This window comes from Acidithiobacillus sp. 'AMD consortium', assembly GCF_008926505.1.
GTDB lineage: Bacteria > Pseudomonadota > Gammaproteobacteria > Acidithiobacillales > Acidithiobacillaceae > Acidithiobacillus > Acidithiobacillus ferridurans.
Genome location: NZ_CP044411.1, coordinates 2286214 through 2308256 on the forward strand (window position 1 = coordinate 2286214; position 22043 = coordinate 2308256).

Consider the following 22043-nt stretch of genomic DNA (forward strand, 5'->3'; position numbering starts at 1 on the left):
CCTGGTCAGCAGCCATACTGCTCACAGTAGTCATCATGGAAGACGGGCAATCCGCCGGTGTAGCCCTTTGCAGGGGACGGGCCCTTGGCAGCGAATGATCCTTTCGCAGGGTGCGATCCCTGTGTGGATTGCTGCAGCCTCTGGGTGGATCCCGTGCCCTGCGCGGGCGCATGCTTCGGCAGTGCGGGGCCGATGCGGAAGAAACCTGGTCGGCCGGCGATGCCGGACAGGGCGATTCCGGTGATCGTTCCGCTCCCCGCCACGATCGCGGCTTGTGCGCTCGCGGGACCCATCGCTAGCGCAAAAACCAACGCTATCCCTTTGCCGGGCACGAGCCCCTTGCAGGGGTGCATCTCCTTGCGGGGAGCGAATCGTTTCATTTTCATTACCTCCTGCGGACGGAATGTCTTGCAGAAGTTATAGGGCCGCTACGGGTGAACGAACGAAACCGGCTGTGTCCGACGGGGCGCATGGGGTGTGAGGCCCTATTACCCTTGTCAGATCCCTTTCTGATGGAGACTCCGATGAGCCAAGTCCTGGATCAACTGCGGCTGCACGCCAAAGACCTCACCGGCCGGGAACCCCCGGTCTATCTCGATCGCCTGGAACACCTCCCCGCCTGGCGGGAGGCGCTATCGCTCTGGCCGCAACTGACCAGCGCGGAACGGCAGGACGAAGCGACCCAGAAACTCTTCGCGGCCAGCCCCGATGCCTGGTGGCCGGGGTCGGTGTTGAACCGGTTGAACGAGTGGGACCGGCAACCGGAACATGTCGCCGACAACGCCCTGGTTACCCGCTACGCCGCCCTGGCCGGATCCCTGTCGCATGCAGACCAGTTTGCGGATCTGCGCGATATCCAGCTGCACCGCACCACGGAGATCGCGCCGGAGACGGCGCTTTTTGCCGAACAGGCGCTTGCCCTGGAACATGCCATGACCCAGGGGCGTCCGGACCGCCTGGACCCCGCGCTGGTGGAGAGCGTCGCGGTGCTGCGCCGGGAACGGCAGGACGGTGTCACCCCGGGCGGAGAAGGTAGCGTATTCCAGTTCCGCGGGGACAATGATTACCAGCGGGGCGATTTCGCGCGCTGGTTGGATACGACGCGCGCCTATGAGGCCAGCATGCTCGGCTTGCATCTGATACCGGCCATAGAGACGCCAGGCCCGGAGAAAGCTTCGGCGCCGGCGAATGCCCAGCCTTCCGCCGAAAACCAGGACCATGTGGCGCCCGCGATGAGTGAAGCGGAATGGGAAAGCCTGCAACAGGCATATGCGGGCGAAGATCCCCATACCTCTTCGGCCCCGCCGCTGGACCTCCCCGACGATCAACAGGCCGCCGCGTTGACGGCACAGCGGGATGCTGAGGAAAAGGCGCTGCAAGCCATGGTCGATCCGCGTCCCTTGCCAGAAGATACGCCGCAGAAAACCCTGTCGGAGGCCCCTGTCAAGGGTGCCGTGGATCCAGCGCCAACGCCACCGCCACCGCCCGGTCCCGCCCCTACGACCCAGAATAACCGCCCCGCCGCATCACCAACCGGGAGCGGTCAGGCTCCCGGGCAGCAGCAGCCCCGCGCCCCGGTGCAAGCCCAAACCGTCGTGATGCGCTCCCCGGGACTCCTTGCCCAGATCGCCCAGCGGCTGATTCCTACGAAAGCGGATCACCAAGCCGCGGAGGGCGCCAAGGAACAGGCCAGCCAGGCCGACAAGGCGCGCGAGGCATTCAGTGCCCTACATGAGCACCTGGCCGATTTGAAAACAGAAGGATGGAAACTCTCCCGGCACCCCATGATGGACGTGGTGCGCAAGATGAGCCCGGACGGGCTGGAAAACACGACCGATCAGCAAAAGGCCGCCGTCATCGCGCTCCTGCAGAAGACGCCGGACCTGCGGAAAGGACTTCAGCGGTTGCAGGAACATGCGCTGAAAATAGAGCGACATGTAGATGCCATACAGACCCAGGCTCATCACCTCCCGGAGGCTGAGCGGAGCTCCTGGGAATCCATCACAGAACACCGGCTGCGGGGTGTCGAGGAATCCATCCGGAAGCTGCCTGATCCGGAATCGGGCGGGTCGCTTTGGGATCGCGTGAAAAGCGGATTACGGCGCCTTGGGCAATGGCTGGGACTCGTCGGCACGGAACAGGCCATTGTCGTCAAGCAGGAAGTTGGAGCCGCACCCAGCCCGGCACCTGCCGAAGCGCCTGCGGCCCCCTCCGCTCCACCGCCAACCTACCATCCCGCACCAGGTATGCGGCACTGAATCCATTCCCCGGATAGAGAGGCCATTGGGCAGCCCTCGGGCTGCCTTCTATATTCACTTTGGCTATGTGCAAAAACTGGTTGGAAACCGGCGGCTTTTGAGCCAACGCACCTGCTGCCGCAAAGGTGGCGAAGGTTGGAATAGAGGGACCCGAAGGCGACCGTTTCCAGAAGGCCGGTTGGACCATCGGTGTTGCACTTCATCTTTGAGCGCGCCCATTATAAATGCGTCAGCCTTATGCAGCAGATTTTGGTATGCTTCGGTCATATTGATTTCCAAGGATACCCTACCGTTGGCCTTGATCCCGAAAGATCTCCATTCTCTTGATGCCGATACACGAACTGTCGCAGATGCCATGGCACTGCTCTGGACCTGGCGCCCCCGAACAGCCGTATACGAACTGATCCAGAAGTGGGGCTTAAAAAATCACGCCGGCAAAGCCTTTACGCAGATGGCCGTCAAGGATGCGTGGGAACAGTTCCGACGCGCTGGTCTGCTCGTGGAGCATCCTCGACGTCCAGGCTACGCCCAACTGCATGACAATATACGCGGTCAGGTTTATCGGGAGCTTTTGACGCAACATCCGATTGCTCAGTTGCGCAGCGCCCTCCATCGCAGTGCGAACCATGACCCGAGCCGCAGCCATTACGGCTGGCCGCTGTGGGAAGGTGCAGACACCATCGCCATACTGCGTCTGGCGGTTTTTTCCGGCGCGCCAATCAGCGATTTGGAGGCCATGCAGAAAGAGATCTCCGGACGTAATGACTGGGGCACCATTTTTTATGCGGCGTGCATGGAGGCCTTCGACCCCGTACTGATGGACCGGGTCACTCCGGAATGGCGCTGGCGAATGGCTACGGGCGCCTTGGGTAATCTCTGTCAACGAGTAGATCCGGAACGCTTGCCTTTCTTCCACTGGACCATGGAACAGGTGAAGACCGGACGAGAGGTCATCCCAGGACCGCTACGATTGCAATTGGCCGAGGTGTTGCTCCATCGAGGCGAAATCAGCCAAATGGTAGATGTGCTCAAGCCAATAGAAAAAGATGCTGCGGCCGATGTGCTGCGAGCGGGGATACGCATACAGCAGGGCCAATGGGCTCCGGCGCAGGCCGAAATGGAAGCGGCTGTGAATCCTCCCACGACTAAGCCAGGGCTGTAGTCGTGGGAGGATTCACAGATGTTTTCAGCCTCGGATGACCATGAGCGTTGTTCTCGAAAATTCGCCCGGTGTGGGCATCCCCTTCATTGTCTGCGCTGCGGACCCTTCGGTGCAACCCTCAGCAGTTGAGTCTGCAACGCTTCCCCTTCGATGTCCATGGACACCGGCGCGCCGGCCAGTTTCTCCTTCAGAACCCGCTCTATAGCGGCTAGCAGCGATGCCTCCTCCACCAGAGCATCCGCCGGCATCCCCAGTAACTCTCCCATCACTCGCAGGCCGGAAGACTCCAAGGCCAACTGCCTGTGGATCTTCTCGTTGGATACATTCGTTCCGCCGCCATCGGCCTTCACGATCGATTCGCCGGACGACGGCGCTGGTTTGGGCGCGCGCCCCGCCTCGTGGTCTTGCGCCAGCGCGCCCTCGGAGATCAGGCTGTAATCCGCCATGGAAAGCAGCGGCATCAGATGGTTCAGATGGATCGCCGGAACATCGAAGTCCGGCACGTAGAAAGTATTGATCCAGACCCCGCGCTGGATCTCGCCGCGCTGCGTCTGGATCGTGGCCACGAGCAGGGCCTGCCCATCCCGTTGCGCCTTCACGGTCATGGGATCCAGAAAGGCGTCTTTCTGCAAGGTCGTGCGGTTTTCCTGCACCGGTTGCAGGGCGCCCGGCTGGTACCCGCCCGGCACACCCCGCCAGACCTCGCCGGTGAGCTGCCGTGCGAGATCCAGAGTGTCCGGGTCCTCCAGACCGAGAAACAGCTTGGTCCGGGTCGCGGCCCCGGCGATGGCATCGGCCACGGTCTTGAGCTTGTCCAGCATGTGCTTGTGACTCTGCGCCCCCGGCGCCATGCAGAAACCCAATGACCGCGCCTCCTGAAAGATCACGTCCTCTCCCGGCACCATGTAGGCGGGCTTTTCATCCTCGATGATGTAGTAGGGATGGTCGGCCCTGGTGATGCGCGGCTCGGGATGCTCGCCCACCCGGCGCTCGGTCTTGCTCCCGAGAATGCGCGCCATCATGCCCTTGAGGTTGGCGATGACGATGCGCCCCAGACTTTCCGCGCCCTTTTCGGACTTGCCCAGGGCTGGCAGGATGACCACCACGATGCGCCGGTGCACGGCCACGTCCAGCCAGTCCACTTCCGGATAGGGGGTGGCGGAGATGTAGCCGTACTGGTCGGCGAGCAGACCCAGGCTGTTCACGAGCTGCTGGGCCACATAGCTGTGCTGTTCGCCACGGGAGGCCATCTGCAGCTGCAGTTGGCGGGCCGTCTCCGGATCCACGGCGTCGCCCGACCCCTTGGCCGGTGCCTGGGGATCGAAGCCGCCGGGCAAGGTGCTGAGGTAGGTCAGCACCCCGCCCATCAGGTCCGGGGGCATGCGCGCGTCGCGGGCCAGCTGTTCGAGGGTGGTCAGGTCCAGGTACTTGCGCACCACCTTGGGCGACAGGGGCTCGATGCCCTCCTCCCGCCGCCAGACCAAAGGCGGCATGATCGCGCGGATGAAACTCTCGCAGCGCCCGATCCAGTAGGGATCGGAAGCCTCGTTCTGGTCCTGCAGGGCCATCATCATCTCGGTCAGCGAGGAGGAGTCCCACAGCGCCATGGCGTTGTCGGTGTTGGACATCCGCCGCTGGGGCGTTTTCTCGAACACGTCCCTGCCGCCGGTGGCATAGGAGACCAGCAGGAGATCATCCTCGCGGCCGAAGCGGCGGACGATGGCGTAGTCCTTCTCCCAGGTGGTCAGTTCCCCCTTGCCGTCGATGTTCGTGGCGGCCGAACCCTGCATCAGGGCATTGAAGAGCATGCCATGGAACATCTGCGTCTTGCCCGCGCCGGAAACCCCCACGGGATAGAGATGCGCGCGCAGATCGGGATCCGTCAGCCACACCCCGCCGGATCCGTCCCGAGCCTGGCCGATATAGTAGATGCCCGCAGCCTCTTTCGGATGGCCATAGGGGTCCAGATCCTTGGGATCGGGGCAATGGGCGAAGAACGGGGCCCGTAGCGGCCAGCCGGCGCGATGGACGTGAAACCGGGCCAGTAGAAAGAACAGCACCCCCACCGGGAAGATCAGATCCGCCCAGCCCTCGCCGATGGGACTGGCACAGGCCACCGCCAGCATCAGCAGGATCAGGCTGCCGCCGTGATGGACGAGAAAATCGCGGAACCGGTCCCCGTTGCGGCGGATGTCCACGGCGACCTGGCGCGTCTCCAGATGGGGGGTGGTGCTCACTCGCGCACCTCCTGCAAGGCCGCCCGCAGCCCATGGACGGCAGCGTCGATCTGCGGGTCCAGCAAGGGCACGCCCGCCGCGCATTCCGCGCGGTAATGCGCGAGAATGCCGGCGCCTTCCACATGGCAGCGATGGCCGCGGCCCAGGCTGTTGACGGCATACCAGAGGGGACGGTCCACCGCCTTGAGCCAGAGCAGGTGCGCCGATGGCAGCAGCGCGCGCTCCCCCGCAGCCTCGAACAAGGCCAGAAACTGACAGCGCGCGAACCGATGCCGGACCACCAGGCTGTCCCAGATCCGTCGCTCCGCCGGGGTTGGCGTCCATGCCACCGCCTGCATCCGGACGACGCCACGCAGATCGGCATGGTCATAGGCCAGATTCGCCAGGTCGATCAGTCGTTGGTGGGCCGTTTCGTCGTCGCCGTGGACCTGGGGCAAGAGGGCCGCGACCAATGCCCGCACCGCCACCGGCAGCAGGGCGATATCCGTGGGCCCGAGTTGCGCGATGAGCGCGCGCTCCACCGCCTCGACGGCCATGTGCAGCTTCGCATCGGGATGATCCGCGTCCGGTTCCCAGTAGGCGGCTTGGTGCGCCCGAGCAAAGTCCCAGGGGCGTTGCGCCAGGGCCCAGGGTCCGGCATGCGGGTCCTGCAGATGGATATCGTGATTCCAGACCCTGCCCCAGGGGAAGCGTTCCTTGACCATTTCCACCAGAGACTCGGGGGTATGCACCCGGGTCCTTTGATAGCGGGACCAAAAGAGCCGGATCGCCAGGACGCCCAGGGGAACGGCCAGCACCGGACCAAGTACCGTGCCGACGCGGTGGTTGACCTCCGTAATGGTCGCCCAGTGTACGCGGGACAGGAGATGTTCGCGCTGTACGAGGACCAAATGCTGCTGCAGCGCGACGAAGCGGCCCGGCAGGATGCCGCGAATCATCCAGATCTCGCCCCGCTTCACCCAGTCCCACCAGGTGACCAGGGCGGTATGGCCGACCAGCCAGACCGCCAGGGCCAGGACACCCAGCGCCACGACGATAAAGACCACTTCCCCTCCCGAACCCGTGGTGCCGGCATTCGGGTCATTCGTGGACATGCGGGCCTGCCTCGGGCCGGTCCTCTGGCGACGGCGCGAGCGCACCGCCGTGGTCCGGAATTCCGGCTTCTTCTTGCACCGGTCGCCGCCGGGCCCGGGACAGGAGCCAGATCCCCAGCAACGGCAGGGCGCGGTGTTCCAGGCAATCGATCTGATACAGGCTGTAGAGACCCAGGGCGAGCACCGCGGGCAAGAGGACCAGCGCGAGCGGATGCACCGCGCCCCAGAGGAGCAAGGCGGCGCCCACCACGGCCAGCAGCATCAGCTGGCGGCGGGATCGCCGCAAGCGATCCTCCAGATCCCGCTCGCTCAGGCCTTGCCGCGCGACCACCCGGGCGAAGCGATCGCGGGCGCGTTGGGCATGCTCCCGTCGGCGCAGCAACGCGCGGGTTTCCCCGATGCGCAGCTGGTCCATGGGCGGCACCGCCGCCCGGGCGGCGCGGCTCGTGCCCCGGATGATCCACCAGATCGGCAGCACCCCGGACACCACGCCCGCGACCGTCCCCGCCCCTTTCCAGAAGCCCGTTTTCATCGTGGCCGCCGGGGATATGTGGCGGCCGGCTCCGCCTCGGACTCCGGCGCCGGCGTGATCGCGCTTTCTCCGACCGGCTGCACTCGTACGGCGGGGAGGGCCTCTTCGGGAGGGGGAGACTGGACGGGATCTACCGCCGGCTCGGACAGGCACAGCCGCTCGATCTGTTGCAGACGGTCGAGCAATTGTCGTTTGAGGTCGTAGGCATTGTTGTGCCGGGGTTCCGGGATCAGCAAGGCGCCGGCCGCGACCATGCCGGTGGCCAGCCAGGGCAACAACGCCGGCGGCAGGGCCTCGCAGCCGTTGACCTCCAGACGGTCGAGACCTTCCCGATAGCTGGGCTGGCGCAGATCAAAACCGTGCAGCAGGCCGGCCAGGGTGCCTGCGTCCGGCGTCTGCGCGGCCAATCGCCGCAAGGCCCCCACACTGCTTTCCAGCATCCGCCAGGACAGTTCCAGGAGCAGGCCGGCGACCGCCCCCAGTTCATCCGGGATCAGGGAGGGCGGCATGGCATCCCCTCTCAAGGCATCCGGCGGGGCGGTATATACCCGCGCCATCCCCATCGCCAGACGGGCCACCTGCCGGTTCATGTCCATCAGTAGTGCCTCATGGCAAAGGACTGCCGAACACGGTGGCCATGCGCAGGGCGAGGTCGGCGAGCCGCGCGTCCATGCCCACGCTCATGGCCGGCGCCCGCGCGACTGGACCGGAGGATGCGCCGGGGCAGGCCGTGTTTCGTGCGCCTCCGGCATGCCCCGCTCCGCCTGGGGTTCCTCCGCCGTCCGCAAAGACACCCGGGTTCCCGCCGGAACCAGGGTGGATCCCGTGTCGTCGCCATCCGGATCCCCGAAGCGGATGCGGACCGGATTTTTCAGGCCCACCCGATCGCCCGGGAGCTCGACGGAATGCACGGTCATCCAGTGATTCCCTTCCCGGATCCGGTCACCGGGCTGCAGGTGCTCGACGGAGATTTCCCTCGAATCGCCCAGTTCCCTCTTCGGGCCATGATCCGCCACCTGCAGGATGCCCTCGGGGTTGGGCGTGACCGTGACGGTGTGGCCGATCAGATTCCGTATTTCCGCCTTGTGGCGGGCATCCGGCTCGCGGCCGGAGACCAGCAGGGGCTGTCCCGCGCTCTGGATTTCCAGCACGTTGGTGTCGTGAATGTGGATCAGCTGTCCACTGAGCTCCCCCGCACCTTTCTGTTCCATGTTTCTGTACGGCATCAGGCCAAAGGGAATTGCGGGGGAAGCGAAAACATCCCTGGCGGGGGTGACGCCCAGTTCCGGATTATGGACGCTCAATACCCGGCCATCGCCGCTGATGGACACTTCGATGGGTTTCCCCAGGGACTTGCGCAGATAATCGTCCCCCAGGGAATCCGCCAGGAACGGCTTGCCGATCTCGACGCTGACCGGGCCGAATTCCCGGGTATCCAGCAGCACGGCGTACTTCTCGTAATCCCGCAGCACCCCGGAAATGCCCTGGCGGGGATGCGCCTGAATTTCCAGAACCGGCTTGTCGGGATCGATGGGTTCCTGCCGCACATGATCCTGCAGGTCGGTGCGATGGGTGAGGATGACCTTGTGATGGATCTGCTTGTTCGCTTCGGAATGCGGTCGCAGAAGGACCGGGTCGGTTACGCCGCGCGCGGTTTCGACTGCGGTGAGCACGGCGTGCTCCGCCCGGGCGCGCGAATCGTCCATGCCCATGGTGCGTTCGTAGGCATCGGTCCGCGGATCGATGGCGTCCAGATCCGGCCCTAGTTGGACGGCGCCGGGGATGTGCTCCACCAGATGGTCCGGCAGCGCCGTGGGCATGATGTGGTCCGCCCCGTCCATGCCGGGGGTGCCGTTGGGCCACCGGTAGATGCCCCTCGGCCGTGTCGGTTCGCCGGGCTGGGCGGCGTCGAGCACCACGCCTTCCCGCTCTATGCCGGTCTCGTCCAGGTACCGCACATAATCGCCGCGGGATACTGCCGGGCCTTTGGCTTCCCGGGCAGATTCCGGGGCCTCATAGTGTGGATAGTTCCGGATCGGAGAATCGTCCCCATCATCGACACCACGGGAGATTTCCGGCCAAGTGAATTCCTTGCCCAGGGCCTTTTCCAGGGTGGTGATGAACAGGTGCGCATCCCGATCTTCTTCGAGAAAGACCCGGTTGCCTTTCTGGTACGAATAGATGCTGATCTCACCCTCGATGCCTAGCGCTTGCAGATCCGAACGAGACACTTCCAGCCAGCCATGACCGGCGTCGCTGTGGAAGGTGTACCGATCGCCAGCGTCGATGTCGATGGACAGACGCGGGCCTTCCGACGCTGCGGGGGCCGGTTCCCGGAGACTGCCGGATAGTGTCTGCTGCCCGGGCAGGGTTTTCTGCACCGCTTCGAGCTTTTGCGCGAATTCCGGCGTGACCAGATGATCCACCGCCTGTTGCGCCAGTCGCGCCGTCTCGAAGAGCAGCTTCGGATCGCTCTCCACGGCGGCGCGCAGGCTCCAACCCTTCAGATAGCTGGCCGTCTGCTCCGCATCCTCCGGCGCGATCGGCACATTGAGCCGCCGGGCCAGGAGCAGCATGCCGATCTCGGCCGTCAGCTCCTCGGCCGCATAGGCCTGATCCCGGTCCATGCCCTTCTTCTGGTAAAAGGCCGACCGGTCCAGGGCGGGGCCGGTGCTGTGCACAGCTTCATGCAGCAAGGTGGCATAGAAGGCGGAAGCGTTGGGAAAACGTCCCTCCACGGGCAAATGGATCAGGCGCTCCGATGCGCGAAAAAAGGCGCGATTGCCTGCCCCCCGCTCGATGCGCATGCCCGTTTCGGCGACCCGCTCTTCAAAGAGCGCGCCGGCGCGTTCCGGGGACCAAGTGGCCGGCGGCTTGGCCGCCTCGAGGAGATGCTCCAGCCCATCCGTCTGGGCAATGTTGAAGACGGCATAGGTGCGGGCGAAGAGCCGGGGCGGCGCATCCTCGGTCGCAGACTCCTGCGGTGCGCCCGATTCCGGCGCGTTCTGGTCTTCCTTGGGCCGCCACTCCTTCCAGACGATGATCGGCACGCCCTGCTCCCCGCCGCGGACCTGGCCACCGTGTTCCTGGATCTGTTTGTAGGTCGCAAAGAGCGGCAGATCGTGAGCCATACCCGCGAGAGTCAGAGTAAAGGCATTGCCGCCCTGGTACACGGCTTGCGTGAACGGGTTGTGCGGACGATCCGGCCAGGGCGGCGGGGTCCAGGGCTTGCGCCACGGCGGCAAATCCCCTTCCGCCCAGCGCTTCAGCAGCCAGGAGACGACCTTTTGATAGGATGCATCCTTGGTGTCATGGGGTTTCTGCCGATCATCGCGCATTTGGGTCCTCCTTTCTCACCTGGGCCATGCATACCCAGGGATGGGTGCGATCGCCCGGGATACCGTTTCCTGTTTCATGCCGCATCCTCCGCGCGATATCCCAGCGTGCGCAGGGCCTTGAGCACCCAGTCCCGGTTCCAGGTTTCCAGGACTTCCCTGACCAGCCGGTCCGCCGCCACGCCTTCCACTTCGTCGGCGGAGTTCACCCGCAGGCCCTGCCGCGCGATCCGCTCCAGCAAGTTTTTTGCCGATGCCCCAAAACGGGCGGCCGCCACGGATCGGGCCTCGCCCGGCGTCATGTGGGTCTGCAGCCGGTTCAGTACCGCCCGGTCCTCGGAGGTGGTCGAAAAGGCCCAGAGCCACTCCGGCGGCACCGGGTCCGAGCAAAACAGCCGATAGGGCCCCTCGCGCGTGTCGAACAGCGCCAGGATGGGCGAGCCATGCGGGCCGGGGCCGGTCAGGCGCTTCAGCTCCTGCTCCTCCGCAGCCGTCAGGTGAAAACGCTCGGCCAGCGCGGAGGTGTCGTCCGGCGCCGAGAGGATGAAGCGCGTGGCCACATGCTCGTCGATGAATTCCCCATCGAAATCCAGTACGGATTGACTGGACAGGGCCAGCCGCACGTTGAACTTGCCGCCCTCGCGCGCGTCGCGATCGACGACCCGGCGTACCGCGCGGGCGCCGCCGGTGCGGTGAAACTCGTCGTAGATGACGAATTTCGGATCTTCCCAGGTTTCCCGGATCCGTTCCTCGTGAAACGCCCGGTAGGCGTCCGGCGTTTGCGCGAGATCGTCGGGATGCACATACCAGCTCCCGGTCAACGCCCAGCGTGCCGTGAGATACAGGATGGAGGTGCGCTTTTCGGCGTCCGGCCCGGTGCCGGCGGTGACTTCCGCGAGATCCAGCACGGTCCCGCGCGCCGCCCCGAGATTGAAGGCCGTGGGCGCGTTCAGAATCGGGTAATCGCGCGTGGCTTCCGTGAGGAAACGGGCCATGAGGTCGGCCGCGCCTTCGCGCATGCCCGCGAGCCCCGCCTCCTTGTAGAGCGCGTAGATCTCATCGTCCCGCACCAGGCCGATCAGGTCCTGCAACAATGGCATGGCGTAGCGTTGCGCCGAGATCGCCAGATCGGGACGCCGCTGCTCCAGGGCCAGCCAGTCCACGATCGCCCACCAGCTCGGGCGGCGGGGTAATGCTGCCCGGGCGATGGCGTTCTGGACCATCCGGTCCACCTCCGCCATGCCCTCCCGCTCGGGTTCCCATTCCTTGGGCGTGCCCAGGCGGTTGTGATCGGAAAAGCGCCGGTAGGCCAGGTCGACGAGCGGTCCCGCCATTTCATAGATCCCGGGAGCGGGATCCTTCTGTCCCATGGGCGTGCCCACCATCGCCAGCAGATCGAGCAGAAAGGCGCGATGCAGGGGCAGCGGTTCGCGCATCCCCAGCAGGGTGTCGAAGGGATTGATGGCATGGGCCTCGTCGTTGCGCAGGCGCTGCGACTGCACGAGATAGTCCCGGCGTCCCAGCAGTTCCCGGATCAGGGCGGCCAGCCCCATGCCGCCATACCCCACGTCGAGAAAGGCGAATCGCGGCAGCCGCGCGCGGCCCGGTTCCAGCAGATGGGCCAACAGCAGCAACAGGGCGAGCAGAACACTCTTGCCGGAGCGGGTCGCGGCAAAAATGGCGATATTGAAGTTTTTCTGCAGACTGGAGCCGATGGCGATGGGCAGCGGCTGCCCCTGGGGACCGCGCAGCAGGCAGGGGCCTTCGCTCCAGGGAGAGGCCTGCGAAGCGACCGGGAAGAAAGCGCAGGCATCCGACAGGTTGAGCAGATGGGTGCGCACCGGGCCCTGGGTCATCAGGCCGGGAATGGACGCGAGCCAGGCCGGCAGGGGATCGCCGAATACGTCTTCCACCATCACCCCGCCCCAGGAGCCGATCCGCTGCGCCAGACGCCGGGCCCGCTCGCCCGCTTCCTCCGGGGTTTTGCCCCAGGTGGAAAACATAATTTGCATGGAACAGGCCGGATCACCGGCCTGGGAACGGGCCAGCACATCACGGCGCGACGCATTGATCAGCCGGTTGGCGCCGTTGCTCCAGGTGAGAATCGCCGCGGCGAGGGTCTTGAGTCTGCCGCCGCCACTCCATGGCGCGAGATGGAGGGTATACCGCATGGGGAGATCCGCGGGCAGATGATCGTAGAGATCCCGGAAATCCACCGGGTGCGATGGCCCCAGGGTCATCGCCAGCATGCGCACGTAATGCCCTCCCGCCTGGATGGTCTCGCCCTGGCCGACCCGGGCATAGGGCGGCAGGACTTGCGCCGCGACCTGGGGGATGTGCGGGCCGAAGGGATCGGCCATCAGGGGGGGATGCCCGGCATCATAAATGGTCGCCAGCGCATCCCCCTGTTGCGGGTCGGCGCCGCGATCGGGATCCAGCATCTCCCGCCAGGCGAGCATGGCCTCGCGGGTGTTCATGGGGACGATGCGCAGCCCCAGGCGCTGGGGTCCTACCCCGAGTGCCGCCAGCAGCGCCTCGCAGGCGGCGGCATGGGTGGGAATCAGACCGCCCAAGGCCAGTCCGGGCACCTGCCAGGGACCCCACGCGACTTGTGCTTTTTCGAGCTTCCGGTTCCGGGCCTGCTTCTCCAGTTGGGCGTCATGCGGGGTCAGGATGTTGGGGCCGGTCCAGAGGGCGAGATAGGCGCGCTCCGGCAAGAAATGCCCCTGGAAGCGATCCTTGGGCGGACCGTCGGTGAAGCCCTCCGTGTCCATGCCGATCCGCCGCGCCTGGCGTTCCAGGCCGGAAAACTGCCGCTCCACGACCGGGTGCGCCCAGGCGGGATCCCGGGCCACCGTCCATTGCAGACGATGGCCCGGGGTCAGAAAGAAAGCGGGCAAGGCCCGATAGATGCGCTCCATCCATTCGGAGCCCTCCCCCCGCGCGTACAGGCGGGTGAGCCCTTCTACCCGGAAGAGGCTGACCAGCGCCCCGTCACCGGTGGCGAAACTGGTGTCGTCCTGGACGGAATGCACCGCGAGGTGTTCCGCCAGGGTCGGCATGAGCAGTCCCATGTCAGCGCCTCAACCGTACGGGCCGCCCATCTGGATCTGCTGGACCTGCGCGGAAGAGGCTGACCAGCGCCCCGTCATCGGTGGCGAAACTGGTGTCGTCCTGGACGGAATGCACCGCGAGGTGTTCCGCCAGGGTCGGCATGAGCAGTCCCATGTCAGCGCCTCAACCGTACGGGCCGCCCATCTGGATCTGCTGGACCTGCGCGCCGGTGGTGTTGTGGAAGACGGTGCCCTCGTAGTGATAAGCCAGCGCGGGCAGGCCCATCAGCCCCGCCGCCACCATGGCGTGGGTGGCGACGTGGCTCCACTTGGCATTGCCCTGCCCATGCTGCTTGTGCGCTTCCCAGGCCTTCAGCATCGAGGACCCGCCGAAACCCAAACCACCGACGAAAGTGCCGCCCAGCACCAGATTGACGATATCCTGGAGGACACTGGACGCATTGTTGGCCATGGTGCCGACGTTGCCGCCCAACGCCCAGGCGTCTCCCGTTACCGCCAGGGCCATCAGCCCCGCCCCGATGGCCAGGCGCCGGCGGGCGATGCGCCGGAACTGGCGACGCCCTTCCCCATCCTCCGCCAATCCCACCGAAACCCCATTATGCAACTGCACGGTCCGACGATTGCTTTCCATCACCGATTCTCCTTGCCTGTGTGAAAACGGATTTGTCCCGTGCTGCGGTTATAAGCGAAAGCCGGAGGGGGAAGCGGTCTGACAAGCGGACTGATTCCGTGTCGTCTGACGCGTGCCCGGCGATCCACGAGACATCTTCAAGGGAGGTAATAGGACAGACGGCGGAGGAGGCTCTGTCGGACAAATCGAGGGGGTATGTGACTTCAGACGGCCATCAGGTAATTTCAGGTGAAACGGAGAACGATCCGGCCATCGGACCTTTCTCGATCTACCCGGCGAGATCGTGGCAGCATGACCAAACGCGCAGGGTAGGTCCCTGATTTTCGGCTTGGGGCAAGCAAAAGCCAGTCATGCGCCCACGATACCGAGATGGTTTCACACCTGGCTGGTCGCCGGTTGTTGCGTTACAAAAAAGATATCCTGGCGTCTGATGTCATCGCTACGGGCGCTTCATATCAACGGCGGCAAGGCAGCGTTAACCGGCCATTCATCTGCCACTCTCGACCACTTATCCCGGTTTTCCATTCCGGTGAGCCTCAGTGGCATATGTTCAGCCGTCTTGGAAATCGCTGTCACTCGGCGGGACGAGTTTCATCCTGGGTATTCTGGCCTTGCAGTTACCGTAGATCTGCTTCGCTGTGACTCTGACATAGCGCTGTGCGAGGGGCCAGATGTCGATATATTTTGTCCTGTTCTCAAGAATCTCCGCATGCCCGTTTAAGCGCACACGTGTTATGGTCTGAAAATCGATAAACAGCATACCCACGTGGGGATTGACGAGGATGTTGCCAAAGGAATTGAACAAATTGTTGCCTCGATAATCTGGAAATATCACGGTGTTGGCATCAAGCACTCGAAGTAGAGGTAACTGCTTTCCCGATGCATTAAACTCGCAACCTCGGTAACTGCAATCACACTCGCCCTGAGCGTTTGACGTGGCAAGAAAGAAGAAGGGCAATCCTTCGATGTATTTGGCCAGACCGACAGAAATGGTTTCGTGGAACATGGCATTGAGATTATGCACATTCCAGATACCGTCCACACCGAAGCGGCTTTGGGCTTCGCGTTCGCCGGCATGGAGTAGTTCATCCATAGCCCGGTAGCTAGGCAATATCTTTTCAGAACCGTCTATTTTCATGATCATTTCCTTTTTGTCGAATCGCTCTAAATGAGGCCATCCGTAGCGCCGAAGCACTGCTCTGCGTCCATTTGGCCTCGCAGCGTGGCCTCAGATGATTCAGCCCGTAACCATGCTTCCGCCGCTTCACTGGCCAGTGCATGCTCCGTCTCCGTCCAACTGGACGAATCTGGTCCCACAATCCGGCTCAGGAGAGCCACGGCCTTGAGGGCGATCTCAACATCATTTGGCGAATTCATGGCACCCACCTCCGTGCTTATCCGGTTGTCTCCCAAAATAACGCTCCACCCACATACAAAAGCTGTGCACCAGAAAATGTCGCTACACCACTCACAACCACGTTCCTTTTGAGGATGCATGATCACCCAAGACACGTTGATGCGAGGGTGGGTTGGAATGTCTCTGATTTATCCTTGAGGCACCTACAAGCCGAGCGCGCTCAAACCTGGGTGATCATCGGGTCTTCTGCCCAGCGGCCAGTGATATTGCCGCTCACTCTCCCGGATAGGCAGATCATTGATGCTGGCCAATCGGCGTTGCATCAATCCCATTTCATTGAACTCCCATAACTCATTGCCATAGCTGCGGTACCAGTGACCGGAATCGTCGTGCCACTCATAGGCGAATCGCACGGCCATCCGATGGTCACGAAAACCCCAGAGCTCCTTGATCAGGCGATAGTCCAGTTCCCTGACCCACTTGCGCTCCAGGCAGGCTTTGATCGCCTCCCGTCCCACTGGAAACTCCGCGCGATTACGCCAGACCGTATCTTGGGTATAGGCTTGAACGACCCGTTCAGGATCGCGAGTATTCCAAAGGTCTTCGGCCAACCGCACTTTCAGCAAGGCAGATTCTTCTGAAAATGGGGGAGTCAGCGTATTGCTTTGCATGGTGGGTGCTCTCCTATGTTTCGGGATTACTCAAAGTAGACAGTTCTGTCTACTGCGGGCAATTCTAGACAACATGGAACGATCTGTCTACTATGGCGTAATGGATAGACATTCCAATCCCGCGCTCATGGACCAGACCAAGCTATCTGCGCGTGAGCGCATTCTGCTCACAGCGCACACGCTCTTTTATCGTGAAGGCATTCGCAGCACGGGCGTGGATCGCATCATTGCGGAAGCGGGCGTCACCAAGGTGACCTTTTATCGCCACTTCCCGAGTAAAAACGACCTGATTGTGGCTTTTCTGGATTATCGCCACCGTATATGGATGTCCTGGTTTCAGGATGCACTCCAAAGGCACGGCAACAATCTTCTGGCCATTGCACCGGTTTTACAGGAATGGTTTACCGACCCGGCTTTTAGGGGATGTGCCTTCATCAACGCGCTGGGGGAGATGGGGGGGTCAATGCCCGAAGTCGTGCATAGAGTAAGTCAGCACAAAGCGGAACTGCGCAAAGTGATTGAGGGCCTGCTACCTGGGAATTCTGATCGGGAAGATTTGGCGAGCGCCGTCGCCATGGCTATAGATGGTGCCGTAGTCCGGGCCGAGTGGGGAGAGCCGACAGAAGCGATTCATGTATTCAACCACCTAATAGAGGGCATGTACTGCCTCAAACCGCAGACGTGACGCGCCCATGCCCTATAAGTATTTCGGTGAACAGACCAACTGTTTGATCTGTCACTCCGGTATCTATCGGGCGAAATGAGCCCTCATTGCCGCAGCGATCACATTCATATCGTGATCGCTAATGACGAAAATCCCAAAGCGGAATTGGTAGCCCCAGGTTTGTTTTCCGGCTGAGAACTCCATCCTCCCAAGGATGGGCCGAATAGGGGCTTCTTCGGCAGGGAGCCAGCACACGTCCCGTCGATAGGGTTGGAATCCCCCGCCCAGTTCCACCTGGTAGGGCTCACCATGCTCTACAATGCCAATTGCCGTGAAAGCCTGGAATTTATTCTTACCGCCAAATTCAACGGTTGGCGAATAGTAGGCAACACGATCTCCGGGTTTTATGCGACGAAGGGGTGCCGCTTTACCGTGACAGACTTGCATAAATCCGGCGGCACGTCCGATTCGTACGTGCTCTGCGGATGCCACGGCAACCCAATTGCGACTCACGGCGTCGTGGGCGCGAACACGCGAAGCCGATGCCCATCAGGATCGAGTGCCACGAAAGTATGGCCAAAATCCATATCCGTCGGTTCTTGTTCAATGACCAGTCCACGCTGTGTCCAGTCAGTGAATAGATTACCAACGACATCGCGACTCGATACCGAAAACGCGATTTCCCCGCCACCGCCTGCCGCGGTTGCGGCGGGCTCCACTACGTGTTTCGACCACACCCCCAGCATCACTCCAGAATCCAGTGCGAACATGGCAAAATTCGGCGATGTCTGAATAGGCGGTTTTTTCAATAGACGGGCATAGAAATCGGCGCTGCGCAGCGGATTGTCTACATACAAAATGATAAAATTCGGATCTGGCATGGTTTTCTCTATAGTGTTGGTAGATACCCGAGAAATTTCCTTTCTGCGGGAGTCCAGAGAATACCCACCACAGCTGTCAGATTCTGTCAGTAGTGTTTGCTTACTGCGGAGGGATGCCTTCCATTTCACGCCATGCCTTCAGCAGCGATTGTCGGCGTCGCGGGTAGCGCTGTTCTTCTACGGCAAATGCTGAAATGCGATCCGTCCGGAAGTGCCGGAACCCTTGACGCAGTTCACACCACGCGACGAGGACGCGCACGTGATCAAAGTACCCCAGCGCAAATGGCCAGACAGTCCGTTTGGTTTCTGTCTCCTTGAGATCCCGATAATGGATGGTGACCTTGCGCTCGGTGCGGATCGCCAGGCGGAGTTTAGGCAAGTCGGCCGCGCCCGTAGGGATAGCCTTCCCAGGCCCAACCAGCAGCGCAGAAGCGTCCAGCATATCCCGCAAATCACTGGGTAAAACCGCTGCAATTTTGCTGACAGCACTCCGGGCGGCAGCACCAAGCCGTTCATCTCCACGATCAGCTACCCAGCGAGCCCCAAGGACCAGTGCCTCGATTTCCTCTTCCGAGAACATCAGCGGCGGAAGCATGAAGCCAGGCCGTAGAACGTAGCCCATACCGGGCTCCCCTTCTATGCTTGCGCCTTGTTCCTGTAATGTGGCGATATCTCGGTAAAGTGTGCGCAAACTGATCCCGAGTTCTTCAGCGAGATTCGCCCCGGTAACCGCGAATCGATGCCGGCGCAAAATTTGGATCAGGGTGAGGAGGCGTTGGGCGCGTGACACGAGGGAATTTCCTGTAATTGCTCACTGATAAGAGGCATTGTGCCCGGCGATCCTCTCGAATCCACCTCTAACGCCAGACAATGCTCAGGGGATTTCAGGTGGTCCATCCGCAAGACATTGGCCCCGCAAGCTTCCACAAACGCAGTGTCATGGCTCGCAAACAGCGCCAAACCCTCCAGACCACGTAATCTGATGCGCTGGGCTAAGAATTCTCGGGCATGGTTGTCCAGTCCATTGCTCGGCTCATCCAGCAGCATCACCTGCGGCTCGCCGATCCAGGCCGCGCTGAGCATGAATTTTTTCTGCGTGCCCAGCGACATGGCACCAAAACGGGTCTGCAGGTGCGGGTCCAGTCCGAATTGGGCGACCAATTCCAGAATATCCGATCCGACCTTGGTCTTCTTGGCCATGGCGACGAAATCCAACAGATCACGCCCAGTCATGAAAGGATAAATGGGGCTTTCATCCGGCGCGTAGGACAACCCTTGACGCGCCGGCAATGGTGTCGTCTGGAGGCTGACGTCATTTATCCAGACCTCGCCCGCGTCAGCCGCAATGGCCCCCGACAAGATGCCCAGCAGCGTGGACTTACCGCTGCCGTTCGGCCCCTGCAGGGCATAAACGCCTGGGGCCAGTTCGCCACGGATGTCCTGGAAAATCCGGCGCCAGCCAAAGGACTTGGTGATCCCCTCGAATCGCAACATCGTCTTACTCCTATCGAACCACGGCCATCGCCGCGCCCGACCATGTACCGGCCAGAATGACCCCTAGCAAGACCGCTTGTCGTCCCCCATGCACCAGGGGCAAACGCAGCAAGGCCAATAGGACAAAGTAGGCCAAGACGAGTGCGAGTGTCGTGTCGACAGACGCGTTGAGATAGATAAACATCGGGGCCATCAAAACGGCCAAGGGTAAGGCACCGAAAGCGGCGACAAAAGCCGTATCCTGCAGGGCCCAGAACCTCTTTGGCAGCGGGAGCGCATGGAGATAGGGCTGTACCGGTCGATGTGCGGACTGCAGGATGCGATACAAGCCACTGGCGATCAGCGCGATGGCCGCCATGCCGAGAATGGCTGTGGGCAGGGCGCGAGTATCGAACGCGAACCGCTGCATCAGCCAGTCGGCCGCCAGGGCTAGGGCGAAAACGCTCACCGTGCGCAACACCGTGCCTCCTGGATGCCGCACCCAGAGCGCTTGCGCCTGGATACGCCAGGCTGGAGGCAAGAAGGAGAAAAGTCGCCGTCCACCGGGAAGCGATTGGGTTACTCGACGGCGGACCCACGTCTGGAGACTGGCCTGAAGGGGATGCCGCAAGACGAGAAACGACGCGCCAATCAACAATGTGCCACTCAGAGCAAGCCAGCTTGCCGGATCGACCGGGCGGCTCAGGCTCCAGCTCAGCAGGGCATCAGCCAACCCGAACGTTAAAAGTGCGGCAAGCTGTCGCTCCAGTTCGGCGAGTTCGGCAAGCAGCACCAATCCAGTCAGTCACCACGCATACCGTGGCAACCAGGAAAGGGGTCGCCGTTGCCCCGAGCAAACCAGTTGGCGCGACGGCGAGCAGCGCCACAACGGGGACCAGCAAGAGACTGTTGGCAGGGAGGAGCACCGACAGATCAGCCCGACGCCGCTGATTGACCGAGAGAGGCAGGGATCGCGCATAGGCCATGAACGCGCCACCGTCGATGTGGCGGCGTTGCACCATGACCCAGGCCAGCGCAATCCCCTGGATGGCCACGAGGCGCCACCAGTGCCATAGCACATCGTGGCCAACGTGCAGTACGGCCAACAGGGGATAGCCCAGGCCCATTAACAACTTGCCGATTGGTGTCCCGCCGGGAACCAACGCGCCCGCCAGCACGAATACCTGCCAATGCCGCACCAGCACGCGGCCCGTGGCACTGGCATACCAGCGCAGGCGCAATAAGGTCAGGTGGCGATACATATTCCAGGTTGTTCAAGCGGTCTTGCCGTTGCCATGGCCATGCCTCCTGCTGGCATGCGGTGGTAGGAAAATCATAGTGCAATTCTAGCGGCCAAACCACCGCCCGCTACGCGATCGGCATCGGGATGCCACATTGACAGACCTCGCCGCTGCATTGTCGCGCAATCATTGACAACCAGTTTCCTTATGTGGAAACTAGTTGTCACTCTGTGGGCGGCCATATCACTGACGTCCTCTGGCTGGGAATAACGCGAATTTTGGAAAGGTCCTTATGAACATTCAACAAAACCCGAAGGCCGCCATCTTGACCGAGATCATGCTGGCCGTATTTCGCCTGCAGGGCCGTCTATTGAAGAAAGGCGATGAACTGGTCAAGCCCCTCAATCTCACGAGCGCCAGGTGGCAAGTGATGGGCGCCGTTGCGCTCGCCGGGAAACCCCTCTCCGCACCTCAAATTGCCGAGGCTATGGGGATCACCCGTCAAGGGGCGCAGAAACAACTCAACAAAATGGAAAAGGATGGCTTTTTCGAGCGATGCCCGAATCCATACCACCAGAGCTCCCCCCTCTATGCTCTGACCGATCTGGGCCTCCGCTCCTTTTCTGATGCGATGGCCCTGGAGACGGTCTGGGCTGACGGTCTTGTTACCGACCTTTCCCTGCAACGCCTCCATGAGACCCTGCAAACCCTGAATGTCATCCACGAACAGCTTGATTCCCCTGTACCGAAAAAAGGAGACCGCTGATGAAACCCGTCTTTCATGCCCTTGCAGGGACTACAGCGATGCTCATCATCGCCAGTTTCTGGACCTCCACCCTGGTTTCAGAACTTTTTATGGACCATGCCGCTGTCGCCGCTGTCAAACTGAGCATAGTTTATGGCCTCATCCTGCTAGTGCCTTGCCTTGCCGCTACCGGCGGGTCCGGTTTTGTGCTCGGCAAGTCGCGCAAGGAGCGGCTCTTGGATCAGAAAAGGAAACGTATGCTCATCATCGCCGCCAATGGCTTGCTCGTGATGATTCCATCGGCACTCTTTCTTAACTACAAGGCTGCTGCCGGTGAGTTCGACGTATCATTCTACGCTGTGCAATTTGTGGAATTGACAGTCGGCGCCGTGCAGATCACTCTAATGGGTATGAATTTCCGTGATGGGCTCAGTCTTGCCGCCAAGCAAGACGCGCCAACCTCCTGACATTCAAGTTTTAATAATTTGTTGAGTTGATAGAAAAATTAAATCATGCACCAGAAACCTGCCTTGCGACAATCCCCCGGTCTATGCCTTACTCCATTTCAGAGAGGCGACAACTACCTGACACCGGGGGCGTCCTTGCCTGATTAAAAGCCGAAAGCACTACCCGGCACCCCCACACTCGTTACCTAAAGAGGCAGAAAAGTTCGTCGAGCCAACGAGAA

Annotated in this window: 23 protein-coding genes; 5 read left to right on the forward strand and 18 right to left on the reverse strand. The window is 62.1% G+C overall.

Annotated features, from left to right (window positions below; translation table 11 throughout):
- Positions 1-5: 5 nt before the first annotated feature.
- Entirely contained in the window at positions 6-380 is a 375-nt protein-coding gene (locus tag F6A13_RS11890; protein WP_151528293.1) for a hypothetical protein, read from the reverse strand.
- 144 nt (positions 381-524) lie between these two features.
- Here F6A13_RS11890 and F6A13_RS11895 point away from each other — a divergent pair, with 144 nt between their 5' ends.
- On the forward strand, positions 525-2258 hold the full coding sequence (locus F6A13_RS11895; RefSeq protein WP_151528294.1) for a hypothetical protein: 1734 nt from the start codon (positions 525-527) through the stop codon (positions 2256-2258).
- A 355-nt stretch (positions 2259-2613) separates the two neighbouring features.
- Positions 2614-3420 carry a hypothetical protein gene (locus F6A13_RS11900; RefSeq protein WP_151528295.1) on the forward strand — a complete coding sequence of 269 codons (807 nt, stop codon included), beginning with the start codon at positions 2614-2616 and terminating at the stop codon, positions 3418-3420.
- Between the two features lie 83 nt (positions 3421-3503).
- On the opposite strand, the gene F6A13_RS11905 is transcribed toward F6A13_RS11900, so the two are convergent.
- The 11 genes from F6A13_RS11905 to F6A13_RS11950 form a co-directional block, all read right to left on the reverse strand.
- On the reverse strand, positions 3504-5657 hold the full coding sequence (locus tag F6A13_RS11905; RefSeq protein ID WP_151528296.1) for a hypothetical protein: 2154 nt from the start codon (positions 5655-5657) through the stop codon (positions 3504-3506).
- A complete protein-coding gene (locus F6A13_RS11910; RefSeq protein ID WP_151528297.1) occupies positions 5654-6751 on the reverse strand; it encodes a hypothetical protein in 1098 nt (365 codons plus the stop codon). Before F6A13_RS11910 ends, F6A13_RS11905 begins: the two co-directional genes overlap by 4 nt.
- Positions 6738-7283, reverse strand: coding sequence for a hypothetical protein (locus F6A13_RS11915; protein WP_151528298.1), 546 nt, complete (start codon positions 7281-7283; stop codon positions 6738-6740). Before F6A13_RS11915 ends, F6A13_RS11910 begins: the two co-directional genes overlap by 14 nt.
- On the reverse strand, positions 7280-7879 hold the full coding sequence (locus F6A13_RS11920) for a hypothetical protein (RefSeq protein WP_151528299.1): 600 nt from the start codon (positions 7877-7879) through the stop codon (positions 7280-7282). The genes F6A13_RS11915 and F6A13_RS11920 overlap by 4 nt, the downstream gene beginning before the upstream one ends.
- Before the next feature lie 84 nt (positions 7880-7963).
- Positions 7964-10621 (reverse strand): ArdC family protein, encoded by a 2658-nt coding sequence (locus F6A13_RS11925; protein WP_151528300.1) that lies wholly within the window; start codon positions 10619-10621, stop codon positions 7964-7966.
- 74 nt (positions 10622-10695) lie between these two features.
- Positions 10696-13692, reverse strand: coding sequence for a hypothetical protein (locus F6A13_RS11930; RefSeq protein ID WP_151528301.1), 2997 nt, complete (start codon positions 13690-13692; stop codon positions 10696-10698).
- A 1-nt stretch (position 13693) separates the two neighbouring features.
- Positions 13694-13846 (reverse strand): hypothetical protein, encoded by a 153-nt coding sequence (locus F6A13_RS15455; protein ID WP_192796464.1) that lies wholly within the window; start codon positions 13844-13846, stop codon positions 13694-13696.
- Positions 13847-13855: 9 nt separating this feature from the next.
- Positions 13856-14323, reverse strand: coding sequence for a hypothetical protein (locus tag F6A13_RS11935; RefSeq protein WP_151528302.1), 468 nt, complete (start codon positions 14321-14323; stop codon positions 13856-13858).
- Positions 14324-14873: 550 nt separating this feature from the next.
- Positions 14874-15461 (reverse strand): pyridoxamine 5'-phosphate oxidase family protein, encoded by a 588-nt coding sequence (locus tag F6A13_RS11940; protein WP_192796465.1) that lies wholly within the window; start codon positions 15459-15461, stop codon positions 14874-14876.
- A 26-nt stretch (positions 15462-15487) separates the two neighbouring features.
- Complete coding sequence (locus F6A13_RS11945; RefSeq protein ID WP_151528304.1) at positions 15488-15700, reverse strand: hypothetical protein; 213 nt, start codon at positions 15698-15700, stop codon at positions 15488-15490.
- 183 nt (positions 15701-15883) lie between these two features.
- Complete coding sequence (locus F6A13_RS11950; protein ID WP_151528305.1) at positions 15884-16351, reverse strand: DUF1348 family protein; 468 nt, start codon at positions 16349-16351, stop codon at positions 15884-15886.
- Positions 16352-16424: 73 nt separating this feature from the next.
- Here F6A13_RS11950 and F6A13_RS11955 point away from each other — a divergent pair, with 73 nt between their 5' ends.
- Complete coding sequence (locus F6A13_RS11955) at positions 16425-17036, forward strand: TetR/AcrR family transcriptional regulator (protein WP_151528306.1); 612 nt, start codon at positions 16425-16427, stop codon at positions 17034-17036.
- 63 nt (positions 17037-17099) lie between these two features.
- Here F6A13_RS11955 and F6A13_RS11960 read toward each other — a convergent pair whose 3' ends face one another.
- The 6 genes from F6A13_RS11960 to F6A13_RS15680 form a co-directional block, all read right to left on the reverse strand.
- Positions 17100-17528: an EVE domain-containing protein gene (locus F6A13_RS11960; protein ID WP_151528307.1), complete on the reverse strand. Its 429-nt coding sequence runs from the start codon at positions 17526-17528 to the stop codon at positions 17100-17102.
- Positions 17525-17896, reverse strand: coding sequence for a VOC family protein (locus tag F6A13_RS11965; protein WP_151528308.1), 372 nt, complete (start codon positions 17894-17896; stop codon positions 17525-17527). The genes F6A13_RS11960 and F6A13_RS11965 overlap by 4 nt, the downstream gene beginning before the upstream one ends.
- A gap of 100 nt (positions 17897-17996) precedes the next feature.
- Complete coding sequence (locus F6A13_RS11970) at positions 17997-18686, reverse strand: helix-turn-helix transcriptional regulator (protein WP_151528309.1); 690 nt, start codon at positions 18684-18686, stop codon at positions 17997-17999.
- Positions 18656-19390: an ABC transporter ATP-binding protein gene (locus F6A13_RS11975; protein WP_225981824.1), complete on the reverse strand. Its 735-nt coding sequence runs from the start codon at positions 19388-19390 to the stop codon at positions 18656-18658. The genes F6A13_RS11970 and F6A13_RS11975 overlap by 31 nt, the downstream gene beginning before the upstream one ends.
- Before the next feature lie 10 nt (positions 19391-19400).
- On the reverse strand, positions 19401-20165 hold the full coding sequence (locus F6A13_RS15675; protein ID WP_225981825.1) for a hypothetical protein: 765 nt from the start codon (positions 20163-20165) through the stop codon (positions 19401-19403).
- A complete protein-coding gene (locus F6A13_RS15680) occupies positions 20095-20631 on the reverse strand; it encodes a hypothetical protein (protein ID WP_225981826.1) in 537 nt (178 codons plus the stop codon). The genes F6A13_RS15675 and F6A13_RS15680 overlap by 71 nt, the downstream gene beginning before the upstream one ends.
- Before the next feature lie 271 nt (positions 20632-20902).
- Here F6A13_RS15680 and F6A13_RS11985 point away from each other — a divergent pair, with 271 nt between their 5' ends.
- The gene (locus F6A13_RS11985) at positions 20903-21376 is read left to right on the forward strand and encodes a MarR family winged helix-turn-helix transcriptional regulator (protein ID WP_151528310.1); all 474 of its coding nucleotides are present in this window, start codon (positions 20903-20905) and stop codon (positions 21374-21376) included.
- Positions 21376-21822 carry a hypothetical protein gene (locus F6A13_RS11990; RefSeq protein WP_151528311.1) on the forward strand — a complete coding sequence of 149 codons (447 nt, stop codon included), beginning with the start codon at positions 21376-21378 and terminating at the stop codon, positions 21820-21822. Before F6A13_RS11985 ends, F6A13_RS11990 begins: the two co-directional genes overlap by 1 nt.
- Positions 21823-22043: the final 221 nt, after the last annotated feature.

What these genes read in the sequence shown, in the direction of transcription:
- F6A13_RS11895 (WP_151528294.1), top strand. Translation starts at nt 525, where the DNA reads ATGAGCCAAGTCCTGGATCAACTGCGGCTGCACGCCAAAGACCTCACC.
- F6A13_RS11900 (WP_151528295.1), top strand. Translation starts at nt 2,614, where the DNA reads ATGGCACTGCTCTGGACCTGGCGCCCCCGAACAGCCGTATACGAACTG.
- F6A13_RS11955 (WP_151528306.1), top strand. Translation starts at nt 16,425, where the DNA reads ATGGAACGATCTGTCTACTATGGCGTAATGGATAGACATTCCAATCCC.
- F6A13_RS11975 (WP_225981824.1), bottom strand. Translation starts at nt 19,390, where the DNA reads ATGTTGCGATTCGAGGGGATCACCAAGTCCTTTGGCTGGCGCCGGATT.
- F6A13_RS11925 (WP_151528300.1), bottom strand. Translation starts at nt 10,621, where the DNA reads ATGCGCGATGATCGGCAGAAACCCCATGACACCAAGGATGCATCCTAT.
- F6A13_RS11935 (WP_151528302.1), bottom strand. Translation starts at nt 14,323, where the DNA reads ATGGAAAGCAATCGTCGGACCGTGCAGTTGCATAATGGGGTTTCGGTG.
- F6A13_RS11890 (WP_151528293.1), bottom strand. Translation starts at nt 380, where the DNA reads ATGAAACGATTCGCTCCCCGCAAGGAGATGCACCCCTGCAAGGGGCTC.
- F6A13_RS15455 (WP_192796464.1), bottom strand. Translation starts at nt 13,846, where the DNA reads ATGGGACTGCTCATGCCGACCCTGGCGGAACACCTCGCGGTGCATTCC.
- F6A13_RS11965 (WP_151528308.1), bottom strand. Translation starts at nt 17,896, where the DNA reads ATGCCAGATCCGAATTTTATCATTTTGTATGTAGACAATCCGCTGCGC.
- F6A13_RS11950 (WP_151528305.1), bottom strand. Translation starts at nt 16,351, where the DNA reads ATGCAAAGCAATACGCTGACTCCCCCATTTTCAGAAGAATCTGCCTTG.
- F6A13_RS11910 (WP_151528297.1), bottom strand. Translation starts at nt 6,751, where the DNA reads ATGTCCACGAATGACCCGAATGCCGGCACCACGGGTTCGGGAGGGGAA.
- F6A13_RS11915 (WP_151528298.1), bottom strand. Translation starts at nt 7,283, where the DNA reads ATGAAAACGGGCTTCTGGAAAGGGGCGGGGACGGTCGCGGGCGTGGTG.
- F6A13_RS11930 (WP_151528301.1), bottom strand. Translation starts at nt 13,692, where the DNA reads ATGGGACTGCTCATGCCGACCCTGGCGGAACACCTCGCGGTGCATTCC.
- F6A13_RS15680 (WP_225981826.1), bottom strand. Translation starts at nt 20,631, where the DNA reads ATGTATCGCCACCTGACCTTATTGCGCCTGCGCTGGTATGCCAGTGCC.
- F6A13_RS11940 (WP_192796465.1), bottom strand. Translation starts at nt 15,461, where the DNA reads ATGAAAATAGACGGTTCTGAAAAGATATTGCCTAGCTACCGGGCTATG.
- F6A13_RS11920 (WP_151528299.1), bottom strand. Translation starts at nt 7,879, where the DNA reads ATGGACATGAACCGGCAGGTGGCCCGTCTGGCGATGGGGATGGCGCGG.
- F6A13_RS11985 (WP_151528310.1), top strand. Translation starts at nt 20,903, where the DNA reads ATGAACATTCAACAAAACCCGAAGGCCGCCATCTTGACCGAGATCATG.
- F6A13_RS11945 (WP_151528304.1), bottom strand. Translation starts at nt 15,700, where the DNA reads ATGAATTCGCCAAATGATGTTGAGATCGCCCTCAAGGCCGTGGCTCTC.
- F6A13_RS11990 (WP_151528311.1), top strand. Translation starts at nt 21,376, where the DNA reads ATGAAACCCGTCTTTCATGCCCTTGCAGGGACTACAGCGATGCTCATC.